The organism is Arthrobacter sp. 8AJ, from assembly GCF_902506025.1.
Classification (GTDB): Bacteria; Actinomycetota; Actinomycetes; order Actinomycetales; family Micrococcaceae; genus Arthrobacter.
In genome coordinates, this window is sequence record NZ_LR733289.1 from 2,948,985 (window position 1) to 2,970,303 (window position 21,319).

General features: G+C 66.0%; 21 protein-coding genes. 6 read left to right on the plus strand and 15 right to left on the minus strand.

The annotated features are described in order from the left end of the window. Positions 1 to 165: 165 nt before the first annotated feature. From BACI349Y_RS13645 to BACI349Y_RS13670, 6 genes are all read right to left on the minus strand, one after another. A complete protein-coding gene (locus BACI349Y_RS13645) occupies positions 166 to 1,278 on the minus strand; it encodes a BMP family lipoprotein (RefSeq protein ID WP_159632562.1) in 1,113 nt (370 codons plus the stop codon). Positions 1,279 to 1,544: 266 nt separating this feature from the next. Then, positions 1,545 to 2,561, minus strand: a complete 1,017-nt coding sequence (locus BACI349Y_RS13650; protein ID WP_159632563.1) for an NADP-dependent oxidoreductase — start codon at positions 2,559 to 2,561, stop codon at positions 1,545 to 1,547. Beyond that, positions 2,558 to 2,989, minus strand: coding sequence for an organic hydroperoxide resistance protein (locus BACI349Y_RS13655; protein WP_159632564.1), 432 nt, complete (start codon positions 2,987 to 2,989; stop codon positions 2,558 to 2,560). The genes BACI349Y_RS13650 and BACI349Y_RS13655 overlap by 4 nt, the downstream gene beginning before the upstream one ends. A gap of 43 nt (positions 2,990 to 3,032) precedes the next feature. After that, positions 3,033 to 3,467 (minus strand): MarR family winged helix-turn-helix transcriptional regulator, encoded by a 435-nt coding sequence (locus tag BACI349Y_RS13660; protein WP_159632565.1) that lies wholly within the window; start codon positions 3,465 to 3,467, stop codon positions 3,033 to 3,035. A gap of 129 nt (positions 3,468 to 3,596) precedes the next feature. Continuing rightward, the gene (locus tag BACI349Y_RS13665; RefSeq protein WP_159632566.1) at positions 3,597 to 4,814 is read right to left on the minus strand and encodes an amidohydrolase; all 1,218 of its coding nucleotides are present in this window, start codon (positions 4,812 to 4,814) and stop codon (positions 3,597 to 3,599) included. 97 nt (positions 4,815 to 4,911) lie between these two features. After that, positions 4,912 to 6,045, minus strand: a complete 1,134-nt coding sequence (locus BACI349Y_RS13670) for a mannose-1-phosphate guanylyltransferase (protein ID WP_159632567.1) — start codon at positions 6,043 to 6,045, stop codon at positions 4,912 to 4,914. 275 nt (positions 6,046 to 6,320) lie between these two features. Between BACI349Y_RS13670 and sdhC the strand changes: the two genes are divergently transcribed. The 5 genes from sdhC to BACI349Y_RS13695 all read left to right on the plus strand — a co-directional run bounded on the left by sdhC (position 6,321) and on the right by BACI349Y_RS13695 (position 10,737). Further along, entirely contained in the window at positions 6,321 to 6,701 is a 381-nt protein-coding gene (gene sdhC / locus BACI349Y_RS13675; protein ID WP_081620212.1) for a succinate dehydrogenase, cytochrome b556 subunit, read from the plus strand. Positions 6,702 to 6,704: 3 nt separating this feature from the next. After that, positions 6,705 to 7,166: a succinate dehydrogenase hydrophobic membrane anchor subunit gene (locus BACI349Y_RS13680; RefSeq protein WP_159632568.1), complete on the plus strand. Its 462-nt coding sequence runs from the start codon at positions 6,705 to 6,707 to the stop codon at positions 7,164 to 7,166. A gap of 108 nt (positions 7,167 to 7,274) precedes the next feature. Further along, entirely contained in the window at positions 7,275 to 9,074 is a 1,800-nt protein-coding gene (gene sdhA / locus BACI349Y_RS13685; protein ID WP_159632569.1) for a succinate dehydrogenase flavoprotein subunit, read from the plus strand. Between the two features lies 1 nt (position 9,075). Further along, positions 9,076 to 9,858, plus strand: a complete 783-nt coding sequence (locus BACI349Y_RS13690) for a succinate dehydrogenase iron-sulfur subunit (protein ID WP_159632570.1) — start codon at positions 9,076 to 9,078, stop codon at positions 9,856 to 9,858. 105 nt (positions 9,859 to 9,963) lie between these two features. Beyond that, a complete protein-coding gene (locus BACI349Y_RS13695) occupies positions 9,964 to 10,737 on the plus strand; it encodes an alpha/beta hydrolase family protein (protein WP_159632571.1) in 774 nt (257 codons plus the stop codon). 28 nt (positions 10,738 to 10,765) lie between these two features. Here the strand turns inward: BACI349Y_RS13695 and BACI349Y_RS13700 are convergent, their stop codons facing one another. Then, positions 10,766 to 12,067, minus strand: a complete 1,302-nt coding sequence (locus BACI349Y_RS13700) for an ABC transporter substrate-binding protein (protein WP_159632572.1) — start codon at positions 12,065 to 12,067, stop codon at positions 10,766 to 10,768. A gap of 461 nt (positions 12,068 to 12,528) precedes the next feature. Here BACI349Y_RS13700 and BACI349Y_RS13705 point away from each other — a divergent pair, with 461 nt between their 5' ends. Further along, positions 12,529 to 14,637 (plus strand): hypothetical protein, encoded by a 2,109-nt coding sequence (locus BACI349Y_RS13705; RefSeq protein WP_236561051.1) that lies wholly within the window; start codon positions 12,529 to 12,531, stop codon positions 14,635 to 14,637. A 51-nt stretch (positions 14,638 to 14,688) separates the two neighbouring features. Here BACI349Y_RS13705 and BACI349Y_RS13710 read toward each other — a convergent pair whose 3' ends face one another. The 8 genes from BACI349Y_RS13710 to BACI349Y_RS13745 all read right to left on the minus strand — a co-directional run bounded on the left by BACI349Y_RS13710 (position 14,689) and on the right by BACI349Y_RS13745 (position 21,241). Next, positions 14,689 to 15,663 carry a YihY/virulence factor BrkB family protein gene (locus tag BACI349Y_RS13710; RefSeq protein WP_159632573.1) on the minus strand — a complete coding sequence of 325 codons (975 nt, stop codon included), beginning with the start codon at positions 15,661 to 15,663 and terminating at the stop codon, positions 14,689 to 14,691. Positions 15,664 to 15,721: 58 nt separating this feature from the next. Then, positions 15,722 to 16,309, minus strand: coding sequence for a 2'-5' RNA ligase family protein (locus BACI349Y_RS13715; protein WP_224027288.1), 588 nt, complete (start codon positions 16,307 to 16,309; stop codon positions 15,722 to 15,724). Positions 16,310 to 16,430: 121 nt separating this feature from the next. Continuing rightward, positions 16,431 to 17,474 (minus strand): tryptophan--tRNA ligase, encoded by a 1,044-nt coding sequence (trpS, locus tag BACI349Y_RS13720; protein WP_159632575.1) that lies wholly within the window; start codon positions 17,472 to 17,474, stop codon positions 16,431 to 16,433. A 15-nt stretch (positions 17,475 to 17,489) separates the two neighbouring features. Then, on the minus strand, positions 17,490 to 18,323 hold the full coding sequence (locus BACI349Y_RS13725) for an exodeoxyribonuclease III (protein ID WP_159632576.1): 834 nt from the start codon (positions 18,321 to 18,323) through the stop codon (positions 17,490 to 17,492). 10 nt (positions 18,324 to 18,333) lie between these two features. Beyond that, on the minus strand, positions 18,334 to 18,897 hold the full coding sequence (locus BACI349Y_RS13730) for a hypothetical protein (protein ID WP_159632577.1): 564 nt from the start codon (positions 18,895 to 18,897) through the stop codon (positions 18,334 to 18,336). Positions 18,898 to 18,972: 75 nt separating this feature from the next. Next, entirely contained in the window at positions 18,973 to 19,290 is a 318-nt protein-coding gene (locus tag BACI349Y_RS13735) for an SHOCT domain-containing protein (protein ID WP_236560833.1), read from the minus strand. 152 nt (positions 19,291 to 19,442) lie between these two features. Beyond that, positions 19,443 to 20,108, minus strand: a complete 666-nt coding sequence (locus tag BACI349Y_RS13740; RefSeq protein WP_159632578.1) for a response regulator — start codon at positions 20,106 to 20,108, stop codon at positions 19,443 to 19,445. Next, positions 20,105 to 21,241 carry a sensor histidine kinase gene (locus BACI349Y_RS13745; protein WP_159632579.1) on the minus strand — a complete coding sequence of 379 codons (1,137 nt, stop codon included), beginning with the start codon at positions 21,239 to 21,241 and terminating at the stop codon, positions 20,105 to 20,107. The genes BACI349Y_RS13740 and BACI349Y_RS13745 overlap by 4 nt, the downstream gene beginning before the upstream one ends. Positions 21,242 to 21,319: the final 78 nt, after the last annotated feature.

The window sequence follows — 21,319 nt, forward strand, 5'->3', positions numbered from 1 at the left end:
GGGTAGTCCCAGCCTAGTGTCACGGATGGTTCCTGGGCAGGGCAGGAAGGCGGCAATGGGCACCGCCTGCATGGTGCCGGCGACCGTCTGTTGCCAGCAAAACAGAACGCGCTGCCCTTCGGCCGGGGTAACGGCGGAAGGGCAGCGCGCCCCGCGGTTCGGTGCTTACTTGGTGGGGCTGGACTTCGACTCGACCTTGACGGTGCCGGAGATGATGTCCTTCTTGAGCTGGTCCAGGTCGCTCTTCAGGTCTGCCGGCACGGCGGAATCCAGATCGTGGAACGGCGCCAGGGCCACGCCGCCGTTTGCCAGGGTTCCGATGTAGGGCGACGCGTCGAATTTGCCGTCCTTGTCGTCCTTGATGACCGTCTCCACAGCGGTGGACATGGTCTTCTGGACGGAGGAGAGGATCACGGACTTGTAATCCGGGGCAGTCAGGTAGCCATCGGAGTCAACCCAGATGAGCTTGGCGTCCTTGCCTTTGGACTTGGCATCGAGGATCGCACTGCCCGCGCCGCCGCCAACGGGTCCGGCCACCGGAAGAACAATGTCTGCGCCCTGGTCAAGGAACCCCTGGGTCAGGACCTTGCCCTTGTCCACCTGCTTGAAGTCACCAACGAAGGTGCCGTCCTGCTTGTCCTTGTCCCAGCCGATGAGCTGGACGCTCTTGCCCTTCTTCTCGTTGTAGTACTTCACGCCATCGGCAAAGCCGTCCATGAAGATGGTGACGGTGGGAATGTTGATGCCGCCGAAGGTTGCGACCTTCCCCGTCTTTGAGGTGCCTGCTGCCAGGTAGCCGGCCAGGAACGCGGCCTGGGCAGTGTCATAGACGATCGGCTTGACGTTCTTGGGGAACGTGGGGTCGTTGTAGTCAATGATGGCGAAGTGGCTGTTCGGGTTGGCCGTCGCGATGGACTTGGTGGCGTCGCCGAGCAGGAAGCCGACAGTAACGGTCAGCTTGCAGCCCTGCTGGACCATGGAGCGGAGGTTGGGATCGTAGTCCGTGTCAGCCTTGGACTGGACGTGCTTTTCCTTGATGCCGAGGTCCTTCACGGCGCTCTGCAGGCCCTCGTAGCCGGACTGGTTGAACGACTTGTCGTCGAATCCTCCGGAGTCGGACACCATGCATGCGGTGTAGTCCGAGGCGGTCGCTGAACCGGAGGGGCCGGACGCAGACGGGGCGGCTCCGCAACCGGTGAGCAGCAAAGCGGACGCACCGAGGGTGGCCACACCGGCCATTGAACCGCGCTTGAAGCCGGCACGCAGTGATTTCTTCAATTTTCCTCCAGGGATGATGCGAGTGGCACTACGGGCGGAATTCAATGAGTGTCCGTTTCGGCGCTGAAATTCTGTTTTCACTGAAGGCACGCAGCACTGCGCCGGAGCGCACTGATGGCAATCACTTTAGTGGCCTGCGCCACGTCCCCATAGCACGGTGGGAGCTGACCCCGAATATTGTTTACAAGTTGTTACCAAGCAGTAGGGGCGCCTCCAATGGAGGCGCCCCTACTGCTTATGGTTCTTCGGTTGGATCAGTGCTTGGGCTACAGCCGGACCAGCATCTTGCCGGTGTTTGCCCCGTCCAGGAGGTCCATGAAGGCCTGCGGAGCGTTCTCCAGCCCGTCCACGATCGTCTCGTCGTAACGCACCGTCCCATCCGCCAGCCAGCCAGCCATATTCTCCGCGAACTCAGCCGCGTGCTGCCGCTGACCGCCCACCAGGAAGCCGCGCAGGGTCAGCTGCTTGCCGATTGCCTGCATGAGGTTGTGGGGGGCGGGGGTGGGTTCCGTGGAGTTGTACTGGGCGATGGCGCCGCACATCGCCACGCGGCCGCCGACGTTCAGGACCGCCAGGGCGGCCTCGAGGTGCTCGCCCCCTACGTTGTCGAAGTAGACGTCGATGCCGGCCGGGCCGGCTGCCTTCTCCAACTGCTTGAGGACGGGGCCGTCGTGGTAGTCGAAGGCAGCGTCAAAGCCGAGTTCCAGGAGCCGGGCCACCTTGGCGGGCGAGCCGGCCGAACCGATGACGCGGGAGGCGCCCATGGCCTTGGCGATCTGGCCCACCAGGGAGCCCACCGCACCTGCGGCGCCGGAGACGAACACGGCGTCCCCCGGCTTGAATTCCGCTACCTTCAACAGGCCGGTGTAGGCCGTCAGCCCGGTCATGCCCAGGGCGCCGAGGAAAGCCGACGCCGGTGCCAGGTCAGTGCGGGCAGGGGTGGCAGCATTGCCGTCCACCACCGCATACTCCCGCCAACCCAGGGAATGGACGACGACGTCGCCCTCCTTGTGTGCCGACGAACGGGACGCGATCACCTTACCCACCGCACCGCCGTCGAGCGCTTTGCCCACGGCGAAGGGGGCGGAGTAGGACTTGACGTCGTTCATGCGGCCCCGCATGTACGGGTCCACGGACATGAAGAGGTTGCGCACCAGGATCTGGCCGTCTTCAAGTGCGGGCAGCGGTGACTCTGCGAGTTCGAAGTTCTCACCGGACGGGCGCCCCACGGGGCGGGAGGCGAGCCGGATTTCACGGGTGGTGGTTGCGAGGGCTGTGCTCATGCTGCGTACTCCAGGATCTTGAGGTCGACGGCGATGTTGCCGCGCGTGGCGTTCGAATAGGGGCAGACCTGGTGTGCCTTGGCCACCAGGTCCTCTGCGGTGGCCAAGTCCAGGGCCGGAAGGGCGATTTCCAGTTCGGCGGCCAGCCCGAAGCCGGCGCCGCCGTCCAGCTGCCCGAGATGGATCTTCGCTGCCACTGCCGAATCCGTGAGGTCTGCGCCTGCCTTGCGGCCGACCAGGCGCAGGGCCGAGTGGAAGCAGGCGGCGTACCCTGCGGCAAAGAGCTGTTCGGGGTTGGTGCCCTGGCCGCTGCCACCGAGTTCGACCGGGCTGGCGAGGGCCACTGCGAGCTTGCCGTCGTTGCTGCGGGCAGCGCCGTCACGGCCTTCGCCCGAGGCCAGGGCCTCTGCGGTGTAGAGAGTCTTCACGAAAGATATCCGTCCTGTCGTTGGGATGGTGCAGTAGTCGGGGTCACAGTGATTCGTGCAGTGCCGCCGTGAGCTTGCCCAGGGTGGTCCGCAGCTGTTCAAGTTCGCCCAGGGAGAGCCCCGCGGCATCGGCCAGCCGCTGCGGAATGGCACTCGCCGGGCCGCTGAGGTTCCGTCCGGCGGGCGTCAGGTGGATCGCAACGCGGCGCTCGTCCTCGCCGGACCGCCGCCGTTCCACCAGCCCCAGCGTTTCCAGCCGTTTGAGCAGGGGCGACAGGGTGCCGGAATCGAGGCCAAGTTCCCCGCCAAGCTCCTTCACGCCCCGGGGTTCGCTTTCCCACAGGACCAGCATCACCAGGTACTGCGGGTAAGTGAGTCCCAGCTCATCCAGGACCGGCCGGTAGACGGCGGTGGCGGCCCGGGACGCCGAATAGAGCGCAAAACATACTTGCCGGTCCAGGCGGGGTGCTTCGGTCATGGAACTACCGTAGCGCACAACTAAATTGTGCACAACTTACCGCAGCGCGGACCGCCCCCGGTTGAAACGCCGTCGTGCGTTCCCGCCGCGGGATCCGCACCTGCCGGCCGGCCCTGCGGCGGGACGGGGCTAGGAAAGGGGCGCCTGCTCCAGGTCCCGGATGGTGCGCAGGGCGGCCGCGGTGAGCACCCTGATGCCCAGGCCCAGGGACCGTTCGTCCAGGATGTAGTCGCCGCGGTGCAGGTCGTAGTCCTCGCCGCCGGGCGTTTTGGTGCCCAGCCGCATCATCGCGCCCGGAAGTTCGGCCAGGAACCAGGCGAAGTCCTCGCCGCCCATGGACTGGGGTGTCAGCACCACGGCGCTTTCCCCGATCTCAGCGCGGGCAGCAGCCTCGATGATCGCCGTCTCATGCTCGGAGTTCACCACCGGCGGCACTCCCCTGGTGTGTTCAAGGTGGACGTCCACGCCGTAGGGCGCGGCCACCTGGTGCACCACCTCGTCGAGCAGTTCACCGGCGGCATGCCAGGCATCCCGGTCCAGGCAGCGCATGGTTCCCGCCATGTAGCCGCTGCCGGGGATCGCGTTGGGCGCCGAACCTGCGGTGATCTGACCCCACACCACGGAAACGCCACTGCGGACGTCCACCCTGCGGGACAGCACAGCCGGCACGTTGACCGCAATCTGCGCCAGCGCGAACACGAGGTCCTCAGTGAGGTGCGGGCGGGAGGTGTGGCCGCCACGCCCGGACAGTTCGATCCGGATGGTGTCCGAGGCCGATGTGATGGCACCGATCCTGGTGCCCACCTTGCCCACTTCGATCCGCGGGTCGCAGTGCAGGGCAAGGATCCGGGGCACGCCGTCCAGGACACCCTGCTCGATGCAGGCATGTGCGCCGCCGGGCATGGTTTCCTCGGCAGGCTGGAAGATGATGCGGACGGTGGCGCCGAGGGGTGCTTCCTGGTGCATCCGGTGCAGGACCAGGGCAATGCCCAGCATGGTGGTGGTGTGCACATCATGGCCGCAGGCGTGGGTCACGCCGTGGTTCTTCGACGCGAACGGCAGGCCCGTCTCCTCGATGATGGGCAGGGCGTCGATGTCACCGCGCAGGGCCGTGGCGATGGGGCCTTCGCCCACGTCCACCGTCAGGCCGGTGCCTTCCAGGCGGCGGGGGCTCAGGCCTGCGGCTTCGAGCCGTTCGGCGAGCTTGTCCGTGGTGCGGAACTCCTTGAACGACAGTTCCGGGTGCGCATGCAGGTCCCGGCGGAATTCGATCAGTTCCGGCAGGAGCGGTTCGAGCCAGGGAGCCACCAGGGCGGTGGGCTCGGCTTCAGTAGTGTAGTTGCGCACTGTTTCACTCTAGCGAGGGTGGCGGCATTAGCGCCCATTCACTGAGCCGCGTTACATCCCGGCCCTGCCGGCACACGGAGTGCCGGCAGGTTCCCGGTCAGAGGACGTCCGTGTCCCCGCTAGCCTTCAGGGCGTCCACGGCAGCCTTCACGCGCTGGGAATTGGCCATGGTGGTCACCAACAGGGCGTCCGGCGTATCCACGATGACAACGTCCTGGATTCCGATCAGGGCGATGACACGCTTGGTGTCGGTGACAACGACGCCGCTGGAATTCTCGGTGAACACGCGGGCGCCTTCACCGAGGACCGTTACGTCGTCCACTTCCTTGGCGCTGTTGAGGCGGCCGACCGAGGCGAAGTCGCCGACGTCGTCCCAGCGGAAGGAACCTGGCACGACGGCGACGTCCCCGGCTTCGGCGGCAGGTTCGGCCACCGCGTAATCGATGGCGATCTTGGGCAGGGTGGGCCAGATGCGGGCAGTGACCTCGTCACGCTGGGGGGTGTCCCAGGCACGCGCGATTTCCTGCAGGCCCTGGAACAGTTCGGGCTGGTTGGCCTCGAGGTGCTTGAGCATCAGCGACACGGGCGCCACGAACATGCCGGCGTTCCACACGTAGTCACCGCTGTCCACGTACTGCTGGGCCACCGTCTCGTCCGGCTTTTCGACGAATTCCACGACGTCGTGGGCGCTGGGGGCGCCTTCGATGTGGAGGGCCTTGCCGGAACGGATGTAACCGAAACCGGTGGACGGGTGGGTGGGCTTGATGCCGATGGTCACGATCTTGCCGGCAGCAGCGGTATGGATGGCTTCCCGGACGGCCTCCTGGAAGAGGTTGTCCGGGCTGATCACCTGGTCGGCGGCGAAGGAACCCATGATGGTGTCGGGATCGCGTTCGTGCAGGATTGCCGCCGCAAGGCCGATTGCCGCACCGGAGTCCTTGGGCTCGGACTCCAGGACAAGGTCGGAGTCGCGCACCTCAGGTAGCTGGCGGCACACGGCTTCACGGTGCGCCTGGCCGGTCACCACCAGCATCCGGTTGCCCGCGAGGGGGTGCAGCCGGTCGTAGGTGGCGCGCAGCAACGTGCTGCCCGATCCGGTGAGATCGTGAAGGAACTTGGGAGCTGCTGCTCGTGACAGAGGCCAGAGGCGGGTCCCCACTCCGCCTGCCGGAATCACCGCAATGAAGCGGTCAAGGGGTGAAGCCGGGCTTGTCACTTTGTCTGTACTCATCACGGCTACTTTAGCTGAAGGGCCGCGGGCGGCTCCTGTGGCGGCGCATGGGCCCGCGTTTTGGCCTCCGCCCCGGCCTTTGGGCCCGCACGGATGTGGTGTTTGTCTCATTTCCCCGGAAAATCCGCTCCAGCACTGGGCACCAACAAACGCCTAAATTGAATAAGCTGTTAGCGAAGCCTAGATTTAGGCCTGAGCTACGAGTGCTCTCGCAGCAGGCGTTCCCCCCGCATGGATCTCATGCCAGCGCCGCTGTGTTGCAGGGAGGTTTATCAGTGCCGACAAAACCAGCTGGCACCTTGTACCGCGGCCGTGAAGGCATGTGGTCCTGGGTAGGACACCGTATTACCGGTGTAGTGATCTTTTTCTTCTTGTTGGTCCACGTCCTGGACACCTCCTTGGTGCGTGTGTCACCGGAGGCCTACACCGCCGTGATCGGCGCCTACAAGAATCCGCTGATGGCGCTGGGTGAGACCGGCCTTGTGGCTGCCATCGTTTTCCACGCCTTCAATGGCCTGCGGATCATCGCGGTCGACTTCTGGAAGAAGGGCGCCAAGTACCAGCGGCAGATGCTGTGGGCAGTCCTGGCCCTCTGGGTCGTGACCATGGTCGCCTTCTCCATCCGCCACCTGTCCCTCGCCCTCGGAGGTCACTAAGCCATGACTGCAACCATCGAGAGCCCCCGCAGCGGCCGGATCGCTCCGCAGTACCGCCGCAGCGGCGGGTCCAAGGGCAACTTCGAGATGATCGCCTGGCTGTTCATGCGCCTTTCCGGCGTGGTGCTGGTGGTCCTCATCTTCGGCCACCTGTTCGTGAACCTGATGGTCGGCGACGGCATCCACGCCATTGACTTCGGCTTCGTGGCCGGCAAGTGGGCCGACCCGTTCTGGCAGTTCTGGGACCTGGCCATGCTGTGGCTGGCCATGCTGCACGGCACCAACGGCGTGCGGACCATCATCAACGACTACGCCGAGAAGACGTCCACCCGCCGCTGGCTGAAGACCGTTCTCTACGCGGCCGCTGTGGTCATCATCCTCCTGGGCACTCTGGTCATCTTCACCTTCAACCCGTGCCCCGTAGTGAACGGCGTTGCCCTTCCGGGCGGCTTCTGCCCTGCCTAGCACTGGCACGACCCTGGGCCCGCGGGCTTGTCCGCGGGCCCTGTTTTGCGGAGCAGGCAAAGCCGCCCCGTTGTTTTATAGCGAATTTTGAGAGAAAGAGCGTCTGGTATGCAGGTCCATAAGTACGACGTCGTCATCGTCGGTGCCGGTGGCGCTGGCATGCGCGCCGCGATCGAGTCCGGTCAGCGCGCGCGCACAGCAGTACTGACCAAGCTCTACCCCACCCGCTCGCACACGGGTGCGGCACAGGGTGGCATGTGTGCAGCCCTTGCCAATGTCGAGGAAGACAACTGGGAATGGCACACCTTCGACACCGTCAAGGGCGGCGACTACCTGGTTGACCAGGACGCCGCCGAGGTCATGGCCAAGGAAGCCATCGACGCCGTGCTGGACCTGGAAAAGATGGGCCTGCCCTTCAACCGCACGCCCGAGGGCCGCATCGACCAGCGCCGCTTCGGTGGCCACACCCGTGACCACGGCAAGGCTCCCGTCCGCCGTGCATGCTACGCCGCGGACCGTACCGGCCACATGATCCTGCAGACCCTGTACCAAAACTGCGTCAAGCACAACGTTGAGTTCTACAACGAGTACTACGTCCTGGACCTGCTGACGGTTGAAGAGGACGCAGTCCGCGAAGACGGCACTGCCTACAAGCAGAAGCGCGTGGCCGGCGTCGTCTCCTACGACCTCGCCTCCGGTGAACTGCACGTGTTCCAGGCCAAGTCCGTGGTGTTCGCCTCCGGTGGCGCCGGCAAGGTCTTCAAGACCACCTCCAACGCCCACACCCTGACCGGTGACGGCATGGGCATCGCCTTCCGCCGCGGCATCCCGCTGGAAGACATGGAATTCTTCCAGTTCCACCCCACCGGCCTGGCCGGCCTGGGCATCCTGCTGTCCGAGGCCGCCCGCGGTGAAGGTGCAATCCTCCGCAACTCGGAGGGTGAGCGCTTCATGGAGCGCTACGCCCCCACCATCAAGGACCTGGCGCCGCGTGACATCGTGGCCCGTTCCATGGCCAACGAGGTGCGCGAGGGCCGCGGCTGCGGCCCAAACAAGGATTACGTCCTCCTGGACCTGACCCACCTGGAGCCGGCGCACATTGACGCCAAGCTCCCGGACATCACCGAGTTCGCCCGCACCTACCTGGGCGTGGAACCGTACACCGAGCCGGTGCCGGTGTTCCCCACCGCGCACTACGCCATGGGCGGCATTCCCACGAACATCCAGACCGAGGTGCTGCAGGACAACGACACCGTAATCCCCGGCCTCTACGCCGCTGGTGAAGTTGCCTGCGTCTCCGTCCACGGCTCCAACCGCCTGGGCACCAACTCGCTGCTGGACATCAACGTCTTCGGTAAGCGCGCCGGCATCGCCGCCGCGGAGTACGCAAAGACCGCGCCTTACGTGGAACTGCCGGAGAACCCGCTGGCATACACCACCGAGCTGCTGGACATTGCCCGCAACGGCACCGGCGACGAGAAGGTGGCGCAGATCCGCAAGGAACTGCAGGACACGATGGACGCGAACATGCAGGTGTTCCGTACGGCGGACACCCTGAACCAGGTGCTGCGCGACATCGAATCCTTCGAAGAGCGCTACAAGCGCATCAACGTCCAGGACAAGGGCAAGCGCTTCAACCTGGACCTGCTCGAGGCCGTTGAACTCGGCTTCCTGCTGGAACTGGCCAAGGTCATGACCGTGGCCGCCCTGCACCGTGAGGAATCCCGCGGCGGACACTTCCGCGAGGACTTCCCCGAGCGTGACGACGAGAAATTCATGAAGCACTCCATGGCGTACAAGGATGACCATGCGCCGGCTGACGGATCGGCAGAATCAATCGCCGGCATCCGCCTGGCCACCAAGCCGGTTGTCTTTACCCGCTACGAGCCGATGGTGAGGAAGTACTAAGATGACCGCTGAAATCGCTGAGCCAGCCTCAAAGGTTGAACTTCCTGCCGGCGTTGGCGGGGGCGGGGAAATCCCCACGTTCGACGTCCACCTGCGGGTCCGCCGGTACAACCCGGAGGTCTCCGGGGAATCAACCTGGGACGATTTCCACCTGACCATGTACGGCACGGACCGTGTCCTGGACGCCCTGCACAAGGTGAAGTGGGAGATGGACGGCACCCTGTCGTTCCGCCGCTCCTGCGCCCACGGCGTGTGCGGCTCGGACGCCATGCGCATCAACGGCCGCAACCGCCTTGCCTGCAAGACCCTCCTGAAGGACCTGGACACGTCCAAGCCCATCACGGTGGAGCCCATCAAGGGCCTGCCGGTGGAAAAGGACCTGATCGTGGACATGGAGCCGTTCTTCCAGTCGTACCGCGAAGTCATGCCCTTCCTGATCAACAAGGGCCACGAGCCCACCCGGGAGCGCCTGCAGTCCGCAGAGGACCGTGAGCGCTTTGATGACACCACCAAGTGCATCCTGTGTGCTGCGTGCACGTCCTCCTGCCCCGTGTTCTGGACCGACGGGCAGTACTTCGGCCCCGCCGCCATCGTGAACGCGCACCGCTTCATCTTCGACTCCCGCGATGATGCCGGCGACATGCGCCTGGAGATCCTCAACGACAAGGAAGGCGTGTGGCGCTGCCGCACCACCTTCAACTGCTCGGAGGCATGCCCCCGCGGCATCCAGGTCACGCAGGCCATCGCGGAGGTCAAGCAGGCCATCCTGGCCCGCAGGATCTAGGCGCGTTCAACACAGAAACAACGGCCGACGGCGTCACCCACCACACGTGGTGGAGGGCGCCGTCGTTCGTTTCCGCACAGCCTTTCCGCACAGAAAGGGGACAGCATGTCCCGCTCCGAAAAAGTGTCCTTCGCCGGCTCCACCGGAGAGATGCTCTCCGGCATCATCGATGTTCCCGAGGGCCCCGTCAAAGGCTGGGGCGTCTTTTCGCACGGCTTCACGCTGGGCAAGGACAGTCCCTCCGCGGCACGGATGTGCAAGGCCCTGGCTGACAGCGGCATCGGCATGCTGCGTTTCGACAATGTGGGCCTGGGCGGCTCCGCCGGGGAATGGTCTGCCGGATCCTTCAGCCACAAGGTTGCGGACACGGTGAAGGCGGCGGAATTCATGCGCAGCGAGGGGAAGGAAATCTCGCTGCTGGTGGGCCATTCGTTCGGCGGCGCTGCGGTCCTCGCCGCTGCCCGGGAAATTCCCGAACTGGACGCCGTTGCCACCGTGGGAGCGCCCTTCTCCCCCAAACACGTGGCCCATGTGTTCGATGCCGCACTGGACCGGATCCTGAGTGAGGGCAGCGCCGAGGTGGACCTGGGCGGCAAACGCGTGGAAATCCGCCGGCATTTCGTGGAGGACCTGGAGAACGCGGACCTCACGGACTGCATCAGGCAGCTGCACAAGCCGCTGATGGTGCTCCACTCCCCTACCGACAACACCGTGGGGATTGAGAATGCCAGCACCATCTTCCAGACCGCACGGCACCCGCGGAACTTCGTCTCGCTCGAGGGAAGCGACCACCTCCTGACCGGCAAGGGGCAGGCCGCACGGGCCGCGCGGATTATCGCTGCCTGGGCTGACCAGTACCTGGACGCAACCCCCGCCTGATCCGGCCGCGCCGCCTGTGGCGGGAAGCCTACTTGCCGATGGCTGCCTTGCTCTCGCTGATCCACTGTTCGGCCGCCTTCTCCGGTGTGAGCCGCTTGAACAGGACGTCGGTGTTGATCCGGGCGGTGATCTCGGAAACCGCGGTGGAACCGGTAGGGCCGATGTAGGTGGGAGCGAAGTCCATTTTGCCGATCTGGTCGATGTACCCGGCTTCGACCTTCCCCTGCGGCGTGAGGCCGTCCTGGATAGCGGCCCGCATATCGGCGTTGCCGGGGATGCCCCTGTCGCTTTGGATGATCCTGGCGGCGGCCTGGTTGTTCACCAGGAAGTCCACCAGCTTAGCCGCAGCGTCGGTGTGCTTGCTGCGGGCGGAGATGGTGTAGAACTGCGAGGACTGGAGCCAGATTCCCGGAGTGGGTTTTTCGCCGGGAAGCTTGAGCAGCTTTAGGTCTGCGCCTGAAGCCTTGCTGAGGGCAGTCAGCGAGTTGCTCCAGGTCAGCATCATCCCGGCCTTGCCCATGCCCATGAGCGTCTGCTCGGTGCTGACGTTGAGCTTTTCCACCGTTTCGGAAGCACTGGGGGCGGCGCCGGATTCGCTGAGCTTCAGTGAGTAATCGAAGTAGTCCCGCACCGTCTCCTTGCCCAGTCCCAGTTGGCCGTCCTGGGTGTAGAGCGATTCTCCACGCTGGCGGGCGAAGGCATCCAGAGAGTCATGGGTGAGGACGGTCGCCGTTCCGTAGGTCCCCTTCGGGCTCTTGGCCGTGATGTCGCCGGCAATCCTGGCAAAGTCATCCCAGCTCCAGGTGCTGTCATCCGGCATGGGGACGCCCGCAGCCGTGAAGACTGCGGGGTTCACCACGATCGCCAGTGCGTTGGCTCCCGTGGAGACCCCGTACTGCTTTCCTTTGACCTGGCCGTTTTCCCGCGCACCCTGGTCCAGCTTGGACAAGTCGAGTGACCCCTCTACCTTCGACAGGTCCAGCAACGCCCCGCGGTTGGCATATTCCGCGGGATACGCGCCGCCCATGGTGATCACGTCCGGGGCGTCGTTGGCGGCCATCTGGGTGGCAAGCTTGTCGAAGTAACCGCCGATGTCCCCGTACTCCGGCTTGACCTTGATGGTGGGGTTGGCTGCCTCGAATTCCGCGATGGCTTTGTTGGTCAGGTCGGCGCGGCCGGCGTTGCCCCACCAGGAGAACCGGATTTCCACCGGCCCATCCTCGGCCTTGTTGGACGATGGGCTGGAACAACCCGCGGTCACGGCCAGCATGGCTGCTGCTGACAGGATGGCAATGGACTGACGAATGCGGGGCATACCGTGGCGCGTCATTGGGCAGGCTTCTTCCTGGATCAGGGGGCTGGAAAACGGTTTCGTGAAACGTATCAACACGTTTTGCAGGCCGTCAATAGGCGGCGGGTATCCTGGTCCGCACGGCGTTGCCGCCGAAAACTTTCGGGCCGTTCCGCGCCCGGGAAGGCCTTGACACCGCCCTGGAACCAGCCAATGATGGATCGCGGAAACCGCTTTCTCACCGTCCGGGAACCTTGGTCCGCAGTGGACGGGACGGCGCGTCGTGCGCCGGACATCCCGGTCACCAGCCATCCCCCAGGAGGACGTGCACTTTGCGCAGCCACGGCAGCACTGCAGGACCGGACAGAGCCGGAGGAGTCCCTTCAGACGGTCCAGCCCCCATCGACCGGGAAGCACTGGTGCGGCGCCACAATGTCCGGCAGCGGACGCTTGATCCTCGCAGTCCCCTCTCCGTGGGCAACGGCGAGTTCGCTTTCACCATGGACCTCACCGGGCTGCAGACGCTTCCGCGCGATTACCCTGTGGGGCCGCGCGAGGACGCACTCCCGCCGGGAACCCTGCTGGGGACACAGTCCGCGTGGGGCTGGCACTCCACGCCGGGCGGGGAACACTGCACCCTGGCAGGGTCCACTGTCCTCTACGATTCACCGCGCGGCCCGGTGCCGTACGTGGACATGGTGGGAGACATCGTCAATGACCGTGAAACGGGCACCTCAGCAGCAGAAACATGGCTTCGCGCCAACCCGCACCGCCTGGACCTCGGACGCATCGGCTTCCACCTGCTGCAGGGCGGCACCGGCCGGCCGCTCAGCAGCGGCGAACTCTCCGGCACCAGCCAGACCCTGGATCTGTGGACCGGCACCGTCACCAGTACGTTCACGGTTGCGGGCCATCCGGCCAAGGTCACCACAGCCTGCCATCCGGACCGCGACGAACTGGGCATCCGGGTGGAGTCGACTGCGGTCCGGGACGGGCTGGTGATCGGCATTGACTTTCCGTACGGCTCAGAGGCGTGGCACAACGCGGCCGGCTGGGAGCAGCCCGAGGCGCACACAACCCGCCTTGGCCAACCACACCCCTCAGAGCTCCACCCCGGATCCACCAGCTGGATCGTGCACCGCGAACTGGATAACGCGCGGTACCAGGTGGTGGTTTCGGGGCAGGGCCTGACCGTGGACCAAACAGGGACGCACCACGTGAGGATACATTCGTGCGTGGATGCCGATCCGGCCGTCCTGGACCTGTCCATCGCCTTCCTTAGCGCCGGAGATGGTGACTGTATTCCGCGCGGCGGCGCGGGCCTTTCCCGGGTGGCCGGAAAGGCGGAGGCAAGCACTCCGCTGCCTCCCGGCGCCGGGCATCCGTTGGGGACTCCTCCGTTGCCTGGCAGCACTGTCGCCGCCGCGTCGGCGTCGCACTGGCCACGCTTCTGGGGATCCGGCGGTGCCGTGGAACTGGCTGCCACGGCGGATCCCCGGGCCGCTGAGCTGGAACGGCGCATCGTGCTATCCCAATACCTCACGGCCGTCAACTGTTCAGGGTCCCTGCCGCCGCAGGAAACCGGGCTGGTCTGCAATTCCTGGCGCGGACGTTTCCACCTGGAGATGCACTGGTGGCACGCCGCCCACTTTGCGCACTGGAACCGGGTGGAGCTCCTCCTGCCGTCCCTGCGCTGGTACGCCACGGTGCTGGAGGGCGCACGGGAAACGGCCCGGGGACAAGGGTTCGACGGCGCCCGCTGGCCAAAGCAGACAGGTCCGGACGGAAGGGAGAGCCCCAGCCCGATCGGCACCTTCCTTATCTGGCAGCAGCCGCATCCCATCCACTTGGCGGAACTGGTGTACCGGAGCCGTCCGTGCCGGGAGGTGCTGGAGGAATTTGCGGACATCGTCTTCGAATCCGCCCACTTCATGGCCGGCTTCGCCCACCCCACACCGCGCGGATTTGAGCTGGGCCCGCCCCTCATTCCCGCGCAGGAATGCTACGGTTCCCTCCGCGGGACGGTCACCAACCCCACCTTTGAACTCGCGTACTGGCAGTGGGGCCTGCGCACCGCCGCCGCCTGGCGGGAGCGGCTGGGGCTGGAACCCTTGCAGTCCTGGCTCACGGTGGCGGACGGCCTGGTGCCTCCGCGCGTGCTCAATGGCGTCTACGCAGCCATGGACGTGGAACCCTTCACCATCAGGACAGACCACCCCTCAATGCTTTGTGCGCTCGGCGTCCTGCCGCTGACGGACCTGATCGACGAAGGCATCATGAACGCCACGCTTGAGGATGTCCTGGCGGACTGGGACTGGGACAGCACGTGGGGCTGGGACTATCCGGTCATGGCCATGACCGCTGCGCGCCTGGGCCGCCCCGAGGCCGCAGTCAACGCGCTCCTGCGGGAGGCCGGAAAGAATACGGTGCTGTCCAACGGGCACAACCGCCAGACGGACTCGCTGCCCCTGTACCTGCCGGGCAATGGCGGCCTGCTTGCCGCCGTCGCCCTGATGGCAGCCGGCTGGGATAACGGCCCGGACCGGCACGCCCCCGGCTTTCCAGCGGGCTGGACGGTGGCGTGGGAGGGGCTGGTGCCGGCGCCGTAAAACAGCCGGCCACGGCCCGATATCCCTGCAGGCCTCACCCGGCACGGCAGGTCAGGTCTGGGGCGTGGCCCGCCGCGCGCCGAGGATGGTTTTCCGCGGAGCGCCGCCGGACTCCAGGTCAGCCTCACGGATCGCCGACCACCCGGCTGAGACAAGGTAGACCTGGCTGACCAGGTTGAACCAGATCAGCAGTCCGATGATGATGGCGAATGAGGCCAGGATTGGGTTCCGGCTGGCACCTGCCAGCAGCTCAGTGCTGAAGATCTGCAGAACGGTAGTGCCTACGGCGGCCAGAATGGTGCCTTCGAGCAGCGCCTGCCGGGACAGTTTCAGTCCGGCGGCGAGCCGGAACATGATCAGCGCGGTGACCCAGTTCAGGACCAGCGGCACCACGATCTTGACGGACGTGGTGAGGGGACCAGCCACGGCGTCGCTGAGATGCAGGAAACCCACCACCCAACCCGCCGCCGTGCCGAAGACAAGGGAGGCGCCCGCGCTGATCACCAGGGCCAGCCCCAGCAGCAGCAGGGTACCGGCGTCGCGCAGCCGCACCAGGATGGGGTTGACCACAAGCGGAGGAAGTTGCAGCACGCCGCGCAGCCCGTCCCTCATCCCGTTGATCCAGCCCAGCGAGGTGATGATGGTGACCACAGCGGCAATAACCGCCGTCCAGCCGAGGCCGCCCGGGTTCAGGAGGTCCTTCGGGTCCACCAGTCCGTCCCCGTTGCCGACTTTCAGGAGACCGGGGGCGCTGTGCGCCACCGTGGCAACAATGGTGTCGAGGAGGGCCGGCTGTCCGCTGAGGACAAGCCCGGCTATCGAAAACCCGGTGGTGAGGAGGCCGGTGATGGAGAAGAACATCCGGAAGCCAATGCCGGCGCTCAGCAGGGGCCCGTGCTGGAGGTTGTAGTGCTGGAAGGCCCGCATGGGGCGCAAAGTGTTGAGTTTGGCCAGCAGCCACTGGATCAGTGCCATCAGGCCCGGCACCACGCCGCCGCCCGCTCTCCTGGCTTTTCCCCATTCCATCCGCTTTTGGATGACGGCCAGCTTCAGCTGGGCATGCTGCGTGGGCAGCGGCGACCGGTCAGCCGCCTTCGGTTGTGGTGTCCGCGGCAGCGTCCGTGAAGCTGGTGCCGGCGTGGTTGTCAGTTTCGGTCCCAAAGTCCAGCTCTTCCCGTAGCTGCCAGATGCCGTCGGCATCATGCTCATAGAGTCCCATGCTAACCACGGGGAAGGTGGCCCTGTAGTTCTTTAACACCGTTTCGGCTTCATCCAGGCTTTCAGGGGCGACATCATGGGCGATGGTGACGTGGGGATGGTAGGCAAAGGGCAGTTCCCGGTGAAGGGGACCCTGCTGCAGCTTGCGGTGCAGGTCCACGCACTCCTCGAAGCCGTCCTCCACGTTGATGAACACCACCGGCGAAACCGGCCGGAAAGTTCCGGTTCCGGCGATGGTCACCATGAAGGGGCTCTGGCAGCGGGCCACCTCGCGGACGTGCCGGCGGGTGGCCTCCCAGTCCTGGGTGGGAGTGGTGGTGACCAGCGTGATGTGCGCGGGCACCACCCCGGCCAGGGGATCGCCAAAGGACGCGCGCCAGCGCTGCAGTTCGTCAGCTATCTCGGCGGGAAAGCCCAGGATGACGCCCACACTGATTTCGTCGCTGCGGGGCATCTCACGGTCCGTTGCCGCGTTGTGGCCGGACTGGTCTTCGAAGCGGTCAGCCAGGTTCCGCTCCGCCTGGCCGGCGGAGAAGGCACCTCCCCTGGCGGTGACGTTTCTCGAAGACATAGCGCTAGCGGACTCCTGCGAGGCTGAGGGACGGCAGGAAGCCCATGCGCTGGTATACCTGGCCCAGCGTGACGGAGGCAATTTCCCGGGCCCGTTCCGCACCGAGGGCCAGCAGCCGGTCAAGCTCGGCGGGATCAGCCATCAGCTCGTTGGTCCGGTTGCGGAGCGGGGTGATGAAGTCCACCACCACCTCCGCGAGGTCCACCTTGAGGTGGCCGTACATCTTCCCCTGGTACTCGGCTTCGAGCTCCGCCACCGACTTCCCGGTCAGGGAAGAGTAGATGGTCAGCAGGTTGGAGACCCCGGGCTTCTCCTCGGCGTCGAAGCGGATGTCCGTGCCCGCGTCCGTCACTGCCGATTTGATGCGCTTGGCGGCGATCTTGGGATCCTCCAGCAGCTGGATGGCACCGTTGGGGGACTCCCCCGTCTTGGACATCTTGGCGCTGGGGTTCTGGAGGTCGTAGATCTTGGCGCTTTCCTTGACGATCGTCGCCTCGGGAACCGTGAAGGTGTGGCCAAACCGGGTGTTGAAACGCTGCGCGAGGTTCCGGGTCAGTTCCAGGTGCTGCCGCTGGTCCTCGCCGACCGGCACCAGATCGCTCTGGTACAGGAGGATATCCGCGGCCATCAGCGTGGGGTAGGCGAAAAGGCCCAGCGTTGCGGCGTCAGCGCCCGACTTCTGGGTCTTGTCCTTGAACTGGGTCATCCGGGACGCCTCACCGAAGCCGGTGATGCAGTTCAGCGCCCAGGCAAGCTGTGCGTGCTCCGGGACATGGGACTGGACAAAGAAGATGCTCTTGTCCGGGTCGATGCCGGCGGCGATGTACTGCGCCGCCACAATGCGGGTGCGCTTGGCCAGTTCGGCGGGATCGAAATCCACCGTGATGGCATGCAGGTCCGGGATGAAGAAGACGGCGTCGTATTCCGCCTGCATGTCCACCCAGTTGCGCACGGCGCCGATGTAGTTGCCCAGGTGCAGGGAATCCGCGGTGGGCTTGGCGCCGGAAAGGATGCGCTTCTTGGCAGTGGAGGGAGTCTGGGTGGTCATGGAAAACTTTCGGGCTTAGAGCTGGTAGTCCACTACCAGCGGGGCGTGATCGGAGAAGCGGGTATCCCAGGTGGCTGCACGGTCGACAACGGCGGAAATGGCGGATGCTGCCAGTCCGGGGGTGGCCATGTGGTAGTCGATGCGCCACCCGGTGTCGTTGTCGAACGCCTTGCCGCGCCAGGACCACCATGTGTATGGCCCGTCGACGTCGCCGGCAAGGTTCCGGTGGACGTCATGCCAGCCGATTTCCTCACCAAAGAACCGGTCGAAGTACGCGCGTTCCTCCGGCAGGTGGCCGGCCTTCTTGAGGTTGCCCTTGGAGTTCCTGATGTCCCGGGGCGTGTGGGCGACGTTGAGGTCCCCCACCACCAGCGCATGGTCGCTGTGCTTGGTCAGCTCCGGAAGCCGGGTGCTCATGACGTCAAGGAAGCGGTACTTGTCGTCCTGCTTGGGAGTCCCTACCTCGCCGGAGTGCACGTAGGCGCTGGCAACGGTGAGCTGGACGGGGTTTCCCGCAGCGTCAGGGACGCGGAAATCGGCCTCCACCCAGCGCCCGGCGGTGGCGAAGTAATCATCCCCAATGCCGTTCCTGGTTTCGAGCGGCTCCTGGCGGGAGGCGATGGCGACGCCGGCACGGCCTTTTGCTTCCGCCTCGGCGTGCAGGATATGCCAGCCTTCGCCGAGCAGCTGCCGGACGATCGCGTCAGGGGCGCGCACTTCCTGCAGGCAGAGGATGTCCACTTCGCGCGGTTCCAGCCACGCCGCCATGCCGTTTTTGTAGGCAGCCCGGAGGCCGTTGACGTTGATTGATGCGATGCGAAGGTGGTCCTTGTTCAATGCCGAGCTCACCCGCTCCACTCTAGTCGATGATGGTTCCGGTCACCGGCTCTCCGCTGCCGCCGGGGGACTTGATCATGTCCCGGGCATTGGTGGCCGTGATCTCGATCGTCTCGAGGGCGCGGTTGATGGTGTCCTGGTTGGCGGCGGCGCCCTTGGCCCGTTCCTCTTCCACCACGCGGATCTGCACCTGGACGATTTTGAAGGAGTGGTCCAGTTTCAGGTCGCGTACTTCGTCGGCCTCGGTGCGCTCGTACACCACACGGGTGCTCCCATGGTCGGCCGATGCCTGCGCCGGGGCGCGGCCGGTTGCGGTGTGGAAGGCGCTTTGTGCCTCGGACAGCTTGGCACCGGCCTTTTTGGCGGCCCGTTGGATGCTGAAGACCACGAACGCGGCCAGTGCCAGCCAGAACGCGGCGATGACGGCAACAACCCAGCCCACGACGTCGTTCTGGTTGGCGGCGAAGATGACGGCAACAATGAACGCCGTCACCAGGACCATCAGGCCCGGCCCGCTGATCCGGAACATCGAAAAACCGGCCCTTGCGGGTTTGGCGGATGACGAGGAGCTGCCCAAAGTTCGCATGGAGCTATTGTCTCAAACCCCGGCCTGTGCTTCGGCCGCCTTCCACCCCCGGCGAACAGCCCCGGGCGGCCCGGGTCACTTCTGCCGCCGGTCCCCGCTGCGCAGGACCTCCAGCCGTTGGCGGTACTCGGTCTCGTCAACCTCGCCCCGGGCATAGCGCTCACGCAGCACTCCTTCGGCCCCCTGGGCCGCTGCCCAGTGCTGGTTGCGGCGCCAGGCCCTGCGGGCCACGAAGATGAACAGCGCGATGACCAGGATCCAGAAGAGCGGGAACAACAGGAACCAGGGGGAAAAGGCACCGTGCCAGGGTCCGTAGGCGACCGTATCGGCCGGCACCTGCGCAGCCGCAGACAGGGCGGTGGTGGACAGGGCGGTGCTCAGTGAAGCCAACATTTTTTGTTCTCCAGACTCTTTTAACCGGCCGGGGATCCGGCCTTGTATCGAGTCTCGTTGCCGCACCCCGGCCGGCGCGTCCGGCGGCGGGAGTCACCTGTACGGGGCCGCGTACTCCCTGGGGAGTCCTGCTGCTGCATCCCGTGCCGGACTCAGCCGGCCCAGCCGGGCCGGACCAGGCCGGATTCGTAGGCCAGCACCACCAGTTGCGCCCTGTCCCTGACCATCAGCTTCGCCATGATCCGCGAGACATGCGTCTTTGCCGTGAGCGGAGTGATGAACAGGCGTCCGGCGATTTCCGCGTTGTTCAAACCCTCCCCCACAAGCTGGAGGACTTCCCGTTCCCGGTCGGTGATGCGGTCCAGTGCCACCGGCGGTTCGGCGGCGCGGGAGTTCCGCGCCAGCTGGGCCATGATCCGCCGGGTCACCGAGGGCGACAGCAGCGCGTCTCCGTCGTGCACAATGCGGACTGCGCGCAGCAGCTCGGCCGGTTCAGTGTCCTTGACCAGGAAACCGGCGGCCCCGGCCCGCACCGCCTCGGTGATGTAGTCGTCCAGCTCGAAGGTGGTGAGAATGACCACCCGGGTACCTGGCAGCGCCGCATCGGAGAGGATCTGCCGCGTAGCCTCCAGGCCGTCACCGTCCGGCATGCGGATATCCATCAGGACCACGTCGGGATGCCACTGGCGGGCCAGCCGCACCGCGTCGCGCCCGGTCCCGCATTCGGCTACAACCTTCATGTCGGCTTCGGCGTCCAGCAGAGCCCGGAAGCCCGCACGGATCAGGTTCTGGTCATCGGCCAGCAGGATGCTGATCATCCTGGTCCCTGCCCTGCATGGGCGGCCAGCGGGAGGACCGCGCGGACCCGCCAGCCCGAACCGGACTGCGCCGGCCCCAGCTCAAGCCTGCCGCCCAAAGCTGCCACCCGCTCCCGCATGCCGGTGATGCCGTTGCCTTCGGGCGCTGTGCCGGCCCCGGCGCCGTCGTCGTCAATGGTCACCAGCAGTTCCCCTTTCGCCGCGTGGATGGAGACCCGGGCCGTCCGCGCCCCGGAATGCCGGACCACATTGGTCAGGGCCTCCTGCACAATCCGGTATGCCGCTTCCTGGGCTGCAGCGGGAACGTGGTCCAGGCCCGGGCCGGCCTGGAACCGGACATCGAGCCCGGCCCGCCGCGCGTTGTCAACGACTTCCGGGACCCGGGCCAGGCTGGGCCGGCTGGTGGGGCTCAACGGCGCATCTTCCCGGAGCACGCCCAGCAGCTGGCGGACTTCAGCCAGTGATTCCCTGCTCGCTGCCTTGATGGTCTCCAGGGCAGGGCGGAACTGCGCCGGATCCTTCTCGCCCAGGTGCAGCGCCACCGAGGCCCGGACATTGATCAGGGACAGCGAATGTGCCACCACGTCATGGATGTCCCGCGCCAGGGCAAGCCGGTATTCATCGCGGGCAGCCTGCTCCGCCGCGGCCTCCTGGCGGCGCCGTTCGGCCACCCGTTCGCCGCGGAACCGCACCCCTTCCCCGATCAGGACGAGGATGGCCAGCCATGAGGACCCGGCGAAGGCGCGGACGAACGCCGCTTCATCGCCGCTGCGCGCGGCGGCCAAAAACAATGCCAGGATTCCCGCCGCGGCCCCGGACCATGCCACAGCGCGCTTTCCGGCCGCCGCCGTCAGGATCAGTGCCAGCGCAAAGGAGAGGACCACCGGGCCCCACGCGTAGCCCAGGGCAAGGTAGGCTGCGGTGGCCCCGGCGGCAACGGGCAGCATCACCAGCGGCGCGCGCCGGCGGAAAGCCAGCGCGGCGGGCCCCAGCAGCAGCAATGCCAGCGCCAGGGGGTCCAGCGGCGCGTGTCCAGGCTGGCGCACCGACGCGAACGCCGACCCCGCCACCTGGATCACGGCGACCACCACCACGATGACGGCGGTGGGTGGTCCCCTGAATCGGCGCTGCATGGTCCGAGCCTATTCCCGCGGGCCGCGAAAGTAATCAGATAGGCGGCGTAGCGCCCGTACTCCCCCGGGAGTAGGTGC